Source organism: Mycobacterium sp. SP-6446, from assembly GCF_001954045.1.
In the GTDB taxonomy this organism is placed as follows: domain Bacteria; phylum Actinomycetota; class Actinomycetes; order Mycobacteriales; family Mycobacteriaceae; genus Mycobacterium.
This window is the reverse complement of sequence record NZ_MBEM01000166.1, coordinates 32,719-41,366: the sequence shown is the minus strand read 5'-3', so window position 1 is coordinate 41,366 and position 8,648 is coordinate 32,719. Positions and strand designations below refer to the sequence as shown.

The window sequence follows — 8,648 nt, the reverse complement described above, 5'->3', positions numbered from 1 at the left end:
AAGGCGCCACCCCCGACGGGGTGCTCGACGGAATCCTGGCGTCGGTTCCGGTGCCCCGCTAGTGATCCTGACCGGGCGCACCGGCCTGGCGGCGCTGATCCTGGTTCTGCCGATCGCGCTGTCGCCGTGGCCGGCAAAGGCTTTCGTGGCGCTGCTGGTGGCGCTGGCGATAGTCGTCGTCGCCGATATCGCGCTGGCGGCCAGCCCCGGCGGATTGCGCTTCACCCGGTCCCCCGACAGTTCGGCGCGGCTCGGTCAGCAGGTCGACGCGAGCCTGGACATCTACAACGACGGCCGCCGGCGCTTCCGCGGCCAGCTCCGCGACGCCTGGCCGCCCAGCGCACGAGCCGAACCACGCATTCACGCCGTCGACATCGCCGCAGGGCAGCGCCAGCACGTCCTCAGCGTCCTGCGGCCGGTTCGCCGCGGCGATCAGCGCGCGGCTGTGGTCACGGCCCGTTCGATCGGGCCGCTCGGGTTCGCCGGACGCCAGCGCTCTCAGCCGGTGCCCGGTCAGGATCACTAGCGGGGCACCGGAACCGACGCCAGGATTCCGTCGAGCACCCCGTCGGGGGTGGCGCCTTCGAGCTCCGCCTCGGGGCGCAGCATCACCCGGTGCCGCAGCGTCGGGCGCGCCATGGCCTTCACGTCGTCGGGCGTGACGTAGTTGCGGCCGGACAGCCACGCCCAGGATCGGGCCGTGCCCAGCACCGCCGTCGCCCCGCGTGGTGACACGCCCAGCTGCAATGCGGGCGACGAGCGGGTGGCCCCGACGATGTCGACGATGTAGCCCAACACCTCGTCGGCGACCAGCACCTGCTGGACCGCTTCCCGGCCGGCCGCCAGTTCGGCGGCGCCGGCAACCGGCTTGATATCCGACAGATCGCGCGGATCGAAGCCGTGCGCGTGTCGGGCGAGGATGGCGATCTCGGAATCACGCTGCGGCAGCGTCACGTTCAGTTTGAGCAGGAAGCGGTCCAGTTGCGCTTCGGGCAGTTGGTAGGTGCCCTCGTATTCGATCGGGTTCTGTGTGGCGGCGACGATGAACGGGTCGGGCAGCGGCTTGGCTTCACCCTCCACGCTGACCTGCCGCTCTTCCATCGCCTCGAGCAGCGCGGCCTGGGTTTTCGGCGGGGTGCGGTTGATCTCGTCGGCCAGCAGCAGGTTGGTGAACACCGGGCCCGGCCGGAATTCGAACGCGGCGGTGCGCGCGTCGTACACCAGCGAACCGGTGACGTCGCCGGGCATCAGGTCCGGGGTGAACTGCACCCGCTTGAATTCCAGCTGCAGCGCCGCGGCCAACGACCGGACCAGTAGCGTCTTCGCCACTCCCGGAACGCCTTCCAGCAGCACGTGGCCGCGACACAGCAACGCGATCACGAGGCCGCTGACAACTCCTTCCTGCCCGACGACGGCCTTGGCCAGCTCGGTTCGTAACGCCAGCAACGCATTTCGCGCGGATTCGGCGACGGGGGTCTGCGGTGGGGACGATTGTGTCACGGGTGTGCGACCAGCCTTTCGATTTCGTCGAGCGCTCGGGCGAGTTGTAGCAGGTCATTGTCGGTGGCCGGCGGCGGGCCGAACAGGTGGTAGGCAACGAATCCCGCGTCGGCCCCGCTCCGCTCGGCCACGGTCGCCACCACCGCCGGCGGCGCCGCGCCCGCGCCCAGGCCGAGCCGCGGCACCAGCCGCTGCAGTGTGGCGGTGCGCAACGCCTCGGCGGCGCGGTCGCGCGCCCGCCGGGACCGGTACAGCCGGCCGCGACCCTCCACGGTCTCCGACGCCCGCACCACGACGGGCAACGCCTCGGCCACCAGCGGACCCGGCCGGCGGCCCTTCCACAGTGCGACCAGCAGCACGACCACGCACAGCTGCCAGACGATCCAGGTGACGTTTTCCGGGATCATGTCGTAAACCGATGCCGGGGACGATGTTTCGCCCTCGACACGATGGGGCGCGTACCAGATGACCCGGGGCCGGTCGCCGGCGAGGTTCATCGCCAGCGCGGCATTGCCCGCCTGCAACAGGCCGCCGTTGGTCATGAAATCGCCGCTGCCGACGGCCGTTACGGTCCGCCCGTGGTCCCGGAACCGGATCAGGACCCCGCCGTAACAGCGGGTCATCGTGCGGCCATCCTTGGCCTCGTAGGTGACGCTCGGCCCGAACCGCACCGCTCCGGCCCGGGTGGCCTCGCGCAGCGAGCAATCGGGGTTGCTGTCGAAGTTGCTAGTGGGCTTGATGCCCACGCCCGGCATCAGTGCCTCGCGGGTTCGCGCCGTGGGCTCCACCAACAGGAGATCGCCGGGGGCCTTCGCCAGGCGGTCCAGCAGGGCGTCGTCGGTCAGATACTGGCTCTGCGCGATCAGGATCAGCGTGTTGGGGCGCGCCGCCCGCTCGACGTCGGCGATGCTGTTGGCCGCGATGACCTCCACACCGCCGTCGCGCAGCAGCGTCACCAGCGCGTGCGCGCCGTCGGTCCCGGTCGAAGCGGGATCCATCGGGGTACCGGGCCGCGGTTCGGTCAGGTAGGCACCGATCCCGGCGATGACGGTGAGCACGACCAGCGTGAGCAGCACCCAGGTCCAGACGCGCCATCGGGCCGCCGGCCGTTTCTCGATGGTGGCCGTCATCGGACCTGCGCCCATGATTCGGCGGCGACGTGTTCCGCGGTCGCCGCGGCGGCGGCCGGTGCACGCGATCGCAGGTGGTCGTCGAGGTCCGCGATCATCTGGTAGGCGGCCTGGGTACCGGGACGCTCACCGTAGGTGACGTCATTGAATGCCGTTGCCGCCTCGGATAATTCACCCGCCAGATGAGGCAACGCCGCGCCGGCGTCCCGCGCCAGTTCGTTGGCGGTGCGGCCGGGAGCCGGGTTGAGGACGCCGGTCTCCTCGAGCTGGCGGGCGACGGCACGCAACCTGTGCCTAATCGCTGCGGCCCAATTTCCCTCCGCCGCATAGCTTTCCGCGGTCGCGCGATGCTGGGCGGCGGTCAGCTCAACGGTTTCGAAGAGCTGGTGGTCGCCGCCACGTCTGGTGCGCATGGTGCGCCGGGCGATGCGGACGCCGACCACCACCGCAATCCCCAGCAGGATGAGCAGCACCATGGTGGTGAACCACCCGCCCGGTATCGAGGCCGTCTTCTGCAACAGCCGGTAGATCTGTTCGTTGAGCCACTCGACGAATTGCTGTGTCGCGGAAGCCTTCGCATAGATCGGCTTGCCGAGTTCGGTCTGGGCCGCCAGGTGGGCGCCATCGCGGTCGATGTCGATGGAAGGCACTGTCAGCTCGTCCTCGCTCGGCCCCTACGCGGGCCGGGTCAGCCACAGGTTGTCGGTGGACGCGGTCGCGTAAGGGCCGCCAGCGGCGCCGCTCTGCAGCACCAGATCGAACGCCTCGGCGCGCATGCGGCGGTCGGTGTAGAGCAGCACGATGACTCCGGCGTTGAAGGGTGCGGTGACGATCTCACCGATCGCCGCCCCGACGGAGGCGATCGAGGTGCTGATGAGCAGCGCGGAAATGGACGTGTCCCCGGCAAACATGATCTGGCCCACGATGCTGAACGGCGTGGCCATCGCATTGGCGATGACGGATGCCACGATGAACGTCAGGGTCCGAATCCCCAGCACCCGCCAGAAACCATTGCGAACCAGCGCAAAGGAGCGGGTGATCGCGTTCATGACCGGCAGCCGCTCCAGCACGATGAGCACGGGCGCGAACAGCACCACCGTGTAGAGGTACACCAGCACCGCGATCATGCCGAGTAGCAACGGGAATCCCAGCAATACCGCCAGGGCACCGTTGCCGATCGCCGCGGCCACGGCGAGTATCACCGCGACCAACCCCGCCAGGGCCACCACCACGGCGGCTTCCAGCATCGCCAAGGCCAGCAGGGGCAGCAGCCGCCCGCGAATCTTGGCCCACGTTTCGCCGATGGTGATCGTCGAACCGAACACCGCCCGCCCGACGATGACGGTCAGCATTCCGGACAGCATCATGCTGCCGAGCCAGGTGACCAGCAGGCTGCCCGACATCGACGCGAGCCACGCGCCCACGACGCCCAAGGAAAGTTCGTCCGGCTTGTCGGTGTTGAGCCGGCCATAGGCGGCCAACGGTCCGAAGAAGGCGATCCGCGTGATGATCTGCATGACCACGACCACCAGTGCGGTCAATCCCAGCGTCGCCTTCGGATTGGTGCGGATGTAGCCGACGGCGCCGTTGAAGATGTCGCTCAGCGACAACGGGCGCAGCGGGATGATCCCGGGCTTGAGCGGCACCTGGCCCGGCGGGGACTGGCCATAGCCCGGCCAGGCACCGAACCCCGGTGGTGCGCCGTACCCGGGCGGCGGCCCGTACCCCGGCGGCGGCCCGTACCCCGGCGGCGCCCCATACCCAGGTGGCGGACCGTACCCGGGCGGGGGGCCGTACGCGGGTGGCGGGCCATAAGGCGGTGGCGCAGCATAGGGCGGCGGGGCGCCATAGCCGGCGGGCGCGCCGTCGTGGGTCATGGCCTCCATCCTGTCGGCGGTCGCGGCATTTCACAATCAGAAGCGGGGTCCCGGCGCGTAGCGTCTCACGCATGGCGGAACTGAAATCCCGGCTCCGGGCCGACCTGACCCAGGCGATGAAGGCGCAGGACAAGCTGCGGACCGCGACGCTGCGGATGGTGCTGGCGGCGATCCAGACCGAGGAAGTCTCCGGCAAGCAGGCCCGCGAACTGTCCGACGAGGAAATCATCAAGGTGCTGGCCAGGGAATCGCGGAAGCGTGGCGAGTCGGCCGAGATCTATACCCAGAATGGCCGGGGCGAGCTCGCCGCCAACGAGCACGCCGAAGCGCGGATCATCGACGAGTACCTGCCCACACCGCTCACCGAGGCCGAGCTGGCCGACGTCGCCGACACCGCGATCGCGCAGGTGGCCGAGGCCATCGGAGAGCGCCCCGGCATGAAGCAGATGGGCCAGGTGATGAAGGCCGCCACCGCCATCGCGGCCGGCAAGGCCGACGGCGCGCGACTGTCGGCCGCGGTCAGGGAGCGCCTCTAACCCCGTTTGACCTGTTTGCGCTAGTCGTCGCGGGGTACAGGTCGGTTATGACCAAGTTCGGCTATACCTTGATGACCGAGCAGAGCGGCCCCAAAGACCTTGTCCGCTATGCGATTTCAGCCGAAGACCGCGGATTCGACTTCGAAGTCTGCAGTGATCACTTCTCACCGTGGCTGACATCTCAGGGACATGCACCGAACGCCTGGGCGGTGCTGGGCGCGGTGGCCAACGCCACCGACCGGGTCGATCTGTACACCTACGTGACGTGCCCGACCATGCGGTATCACCCCGCCGTCGTCGCGCAGCAGGCTGCGACCGTGCAGATTCTCGCCGACGGGCGGTTCACACTCGGGTTGGGCAGCGGCGAGAACCTCAACGAACATGTCGTCGGCGCCGGCTGGCCGACCGTCGAGCGCCGGCAGGACATGCTGCGCGAGGCCATCAAGATCATTCGTGAGCTGTTCGGCGGCCGGCTGGTGAACTGGCGCGGCGACTACTTTCAAGTCGACTCGGCACGGCTGTGGGACGTGCCCGACGTGCCGGTCCCGATCGGCGTGGCGGCGAGCGGCCCGAACGGCGTCGAGAAATTCGCCAAGCTCGCCGATCACCTGATCGCCGTGCAACCCGACGCGGACCTGGTGGGCGCGTGGCATGCCGCGCGTCAGGCCGCCAACGGGACCGAAGGCGGCCGGGTGGTGGGGCAGATCCCGGTGAGCTGGGATCCCGACCGCGACACGGCGATCGAACGTGCCCACGACCAGTTCCGGTGGTTCGGCGGCGGCTGGGCGGTCAACGCCGACCTGCCAACGCCGGCCGGCTTCGCCGGTGCGACCCAATTCGTGCGCCCCGAAGACGTCGCCGAGAGCATTCCCTGCGGACCCGACCTCGATGCGATCGTCGACGCCGTCCGGCCGTACTGGGAGGCCGGGTTCACCGATGTGGCATTGCTTCAGATCGGCGGCGACACCCAGGAGCTTTTCCTGAAGGAAGCGGCCGAACCGTTGCTGCGGGCGCTGCGGGCCGCCGCGAACTGACCGCGAGTTTGGTGGGCTTTGGCAAGGGTATTCGAACTCCAACGTCAGAAGGAAAGGCACGATGTCAAACGAATTGCAAGGCAAGAGAATCGCCATTTTGGCGGCCGACGGTGTGGAGAAGGTCGAACTGGAACAGCCGCGTGAGGCGCTGGAGGACGCGGGGGCCGAAGTTCAACTGCTGTCGCTGAAATCCGGTGAGATTCAAGCGCGTAACCACGATCTGGAGCCCGCGGGCACCTTCGCGGTGGACAAGGCCGTGACGGACGCCTCGGTCGACCAGTTCGACGGCTTGGTGCTGCCCGGCGGCACGGTGAATCCGGACAAGTTGCGGCTGGACGGTTCGGCGGTCTCGTTCGTCCGAGACTTCGTCAACTCGGGAAAGCCGGTCGGCGCGATCTGCCACGGACCCTGGACGCTGGTCGAGGCCGGGGTGGCGTCCGGGCGAACGCTCACCTCGTATCCGAGCATTCGCACCGACCTCCGCAACGCGGGCGCGCGCGTCGTGGACGAAGAAGTCGTGGTCGACGGGAACTTGATATCAAGCCGATCGCCGTCCGACCTGCCCGCGTTCTGCTCGACGGTGGTCGAACAGCTCGCGAGAACCTCGGCATCCGCGTGAATCGGGCCCAGCGGTGACGGCCACCTGCCCGGATCTGCGGTCGGAGCTGCTTGTCGCCGAGGCGGCCCAGCTGGATGGCGGTGTGTATCCGCCGCAAGAAGACTCGCGATTGCTCGTCGACACGATGCACCTGAGCGGGCTGGTTCCGCGGCGGCGGGTGCTCGACCTGTGCACCGGCAGCGGCTTCGTCGCGATTGCCGCCGCCGAAATGGGTTGTGCCAGCATCACCGCCTTCGACATCTGTCCGCACGCCGTCCGCTGCTCCCGGGGCAACGCGGCAGTTGCGGGGGTCGAGGTCGACGTTCGCGAGGGCTCCTGGATCGGGGCGCTGAGCTGCGAACCGTTCGAGCTGGTCGTGTCCAATCCGCCCTACGTGCCGACACCGCCCGACGACGACACCGAGACGATCTCGCCGAGCGCCGGCCCGGCATGGGCGTGGAATGCGGGTCCCGACGGGCGGCTGGTGCTGGATCCGCTGTGCGCGTCGGCATCAAACCTGTTGTGCAGCGGCGGTTCTCTGTTACTCGTCCACTCGGCGCTGGCCGGTGTCGGCCAGTCGCTGGACTCGTTGCGGGCTTCCGGACTCGAGGCCGATGTTGTTGCGTCCCAGTGGATTCCGTTCGGCCCGGTGCTGTCCGCACGCGCGGACTGGCTGGAGGAAACCGGGCGGTTGCCACGCGGTCGCCGGGAAGAGGAACTGGTTGTGATCCGGGCGGACAAGCCATGACCGGCACCCGGGTGCAGGTGGTACCGAAGGGCCCGGTGCTGGTGTCCGGCCCGGTGCGCATCGAGATGCCCGACGGTCATGTCGTCGAATCAGACCGATTCATGGTCGCGATCTGCACCTGCGCGCGCAGCAAGGAGTACCCGCTGTGCGACACCAGCCACCGGCGGTGCCGCCGCACCCCGTCGTAGGGGCTAATTGAGGGGTCGCCGTAGCGACGTCTCGTCGCGCTTCCAGGCGGCGATGATGTTGTCCGCCAAGCGATTTTCGACCACCGCGTGCGCACGCATACCGAAGACCACGTCACGATCGAGCCTCGGTTCGCGAGCGACGAGATCACCGACCACGTCGAGGCGCACCACCTGTTCGTGCACCGCGTCGGCCTCGACGTGCTCGCGGTAGAAGGCGATGCACTCCGGCGGTGCGTCCATCCGCTCCAGCGCCTGGACCATCCGTCGCGAGCCCGGCGGTGAGGTGATCTCGGTGGACGCGAAGTGCCCGATCGCGGCGCCGCGCAACCGGCGATGCAAGCCGAAAAGCGACATCAGGTTCACCGCCGCAAGCGCTTCCGCGGGCACGGCGTCGAGGTAGCCCAGATACGTCGAATCCAGCCCGGCGGCCGCCAGCAGGTCCGCGAAGAGCTGCTGGTGCAGCCGCGGGCCCTGGCCGGCACCGTACTCGTCGTACTCGATCGCCACGAACGCCGCCTTCGCGCGGCCCGTCAGCCGTGGAATCGCCCACGCGTGGGGATCGCCCTCCTTGAGGTGATACAGCGATCGGTGCACGAAGTATTCGCGCATCTGCTGCCAGGTCGCGGTGTCGCGCAGGTAATACGACGGGCCGGTGCCGTCGACGGGCTCGAGGGAGATGGCGTCCATTTCCTCGGCCGAGGTGCGGTTGGGATCGACGGGTCCGACGTCGCGACGCACGCCCGCCAAGAAAGCCCGCTCGAGTTCGGCGCGCAGGTGCAGCAGCGCGGGATTCCACTCCCAGGCGGGATCCACGCCAGCGAAACCCCGGTAGTGCAGCTCGTAGCACATGCACAGGGCCAGCTGCAGGTCCAGGCCGTAGGGATCGGAATCCCGCACGGAGGTGCTGATGCGGACGAGGTGATCGCCCGACGGCGGCCCCGTCAAGGCACGACGGACCGCCATCGACAATGGCCCGTGCGCGGCCGGAAGGGCGGGTTCGACCGTGATCGATGCGCGGGTCACGCCTGTGGGTACCA

At 68.8% G+C, this 8,648-nt stretch carries 10 protein-coding genes and 1 pseudogene; 6 read left to right on the top strand and 5 right to left on the bottom strand.

All coding sequences use genetic code 11. The annotated features are described in order from the left end of the window. Positions 1–61: 61 nt before the first annotated feature. Positions 62–514 (top strand): annotated as a pseudogene (locus tag A5736_RS14970) (DUF58 domain-containing protein); the annotation flags it as partial. Between the two features lie 8 nt (positions 515–522). Here A5736_RS14970 and A5736_RS14965 read toward each other — a convergent pair. The 4 genes from A5736_RS14965 to A5736_RS14950 are packed head-to-tail and all read right to left on the bottom strand — an operon-like array spanning position 523 to position 4,507. Further along, a complete protein-coding gene (locus tag A5736_RS14965) occupies positions 523–1,500 on the bottom strand; it encodes a MoxR family ATPase (RefSeq protein ID WP_076125307.1) in 978 nt (325 codons plus the stop codon). Continuing rightward, positions 1,497–2,645: a DUF4350 domain-containing protein gene (locus A5736_RS14960; protein ID WP_076247020.1), complete on the bottom strand. Its 1,149-nt coding sequence runs from the start codon at positions 2,643–2,645 to the stop codon at positions 1,497–1,499. Before A5736_RS14960 ends, A5736_RS14965 begins: the two co-directional genes overlap by 4 nt. Continuing rightward, positions 2,627–3,280: a DUF4129 domain-containing protein gene (locus A5736_RS14955; protein WP_076125311.1), complete on the bottom strand. Its 654-nt coding sequence runs from the start codon at positions 3,278–3,280 to the stop codon at positions 2,627–2,629. The genes A5736_RS14960 and A5736_RS14955 overlap by 19 nt, the downstream gene beginning before the upstream one ends. A gap of 24 nt (positions 3,281–3,304) precedes the next feature. After that, complete coding sequence (locus A5736_RS14950; protein WP_076247028.1) at positions 3,305–4,507, bottom strand: hypothetical protein; 1,203 nt, start codon at positions 4,505–4,507, stop codon at positions 3,305–3,307. 71 nt (positions 4,508–4,578) lie between these two features. Here A5736_RS14950 and A5736_RS14945 point away from each other — a divergent pair, with 71 nt between their 5' ends. The 5 genes from A5736_RS14945 (at position 4,579) to A5736_RS14925 (ending at position 7,611) form a co-directional block, all read left to right on the top strand. Beyond that, entirely contained in the window at positions 4,579–5,043 is a 465-nt protein-coding gene (locus A5736_RS14945; protein WP_076247018.1) for a GatB/YqeY domain-containing protein, read from the top strand. A 47-nt stretch (positions 5,044–5,090) separates the two neighbouring features. Continuing rightward, positions 5,091–6,077: an LLM class F420-dependent oxidoreductase gene (locus A5736_RS14940; RefSeq protein ID WP_076247016.1), complete on the top strand. Its 987-nt coding sequence runs from the start codon at positions 5,091–5,093 to the stop codon at positions 6,075–6,077. 61 nt (positions 6,078–6,138) lie between these two features. Next, positions 6,139–6,696, top strand: coding sequence for a type 1 glutamine amidotransferase domain-containing protein (locus A5736_RS14935; protein WP_076247014.1), 558 nt, complete (start codon positions 6,139–6,141; stop codon positions 6,694–6,696). Between the two features lie 46 nt (positions 6,697–6,742). Beyond that, the gene (locus tag A5736_RS14930) at positions 6,743–7,423 is read left to right on the top strand and encodes a HemK2/MTQ2 family protein methyltransferase (RefSeq protein WP_076247026.1); all 681 of its coding nucleotides are present in this window, start codon (positions 6,743–6,745) and stop codon (positions 7,421–7,423) included. After that, positions 7,420–7,611 (top strand): CDGSH iron-sulfur domain-containing protein, encoded by a 192-nt coding sequence (locus tag A5736_RS14925; protein ID WP_076125320.1) that lies wholly within the window; start codon positions 7,420–7,422, stop codon positions 7,609–7,611. The genes A5736_RS14930 and A5736_RS14925 overlap by 4 nt, the downstream gene beginning before the upstream one ends. 3 nt (positions 7,612–7,614) lie before the next feature. Here A5736_RS14925 and A5736_RS14920 read toward each other — a convergent pair whose 3' ends face one another. Then, positions 7,615–8,634, bottom strand: coding sequence for an iron-containing redox enzyme family protein (locus A5736_RS14920; RefSeq protein ID WP_076247013.1), 1,020 nt, complete (start codon positions 8,632–8,634; stop codon positions 7,615–7,617). Between the last annotated feature and the right edge of the window lie 14 nt (positions 8,635–8,648).

Excerpts from the sequence above, each read along its gene's own strand:
- A5736_RS14960 (WP_076247020.1), bottom strand. The coding sequence starts at position 2,645 with ATGGGCGCAGGTCCGATGACGGCCACCATCGAGAAACGGCCGGCGGCC.
- A5736_RS14950 (WP_076247028.1), bottom strand. The coding sequence starts at position 4,507 with ATGACCCACGACGGCGCGCCCGCCGGCTATGGCGCCCCGCCGCCCTAT.
- A5736_RS14940 (WP_076247016.1), top strand. The coding sequence starts at position 5,091 with ATGACCAAGTTCGGCTATACCTTGATGACCGAGCAGAGCGGCCCCAAA.
- A5736_RS14925 (WP_076125320.1), top strand. The coding sequence starts at position 7,420 with ATGACCGGCACCCGGGTGCAGGTGGTACCGAAGGGCCCGGTGCTGGTG.
- A5736_RS14935 (WP_076247014.1), top strand. The coding sequence starts at position 6,139 with ATGTCAAACGAATTGCAAGGCAAGAGAATCGCCATTTTGGCGGCCGAC.
- A5736_RS14945 (WP_076247018.1), top strand. The coding sequence starts at position 4,579 with ATGGCGGAACTGAAATCCCGGCTCCGGGCCGACCTGACCCAGGCGATG.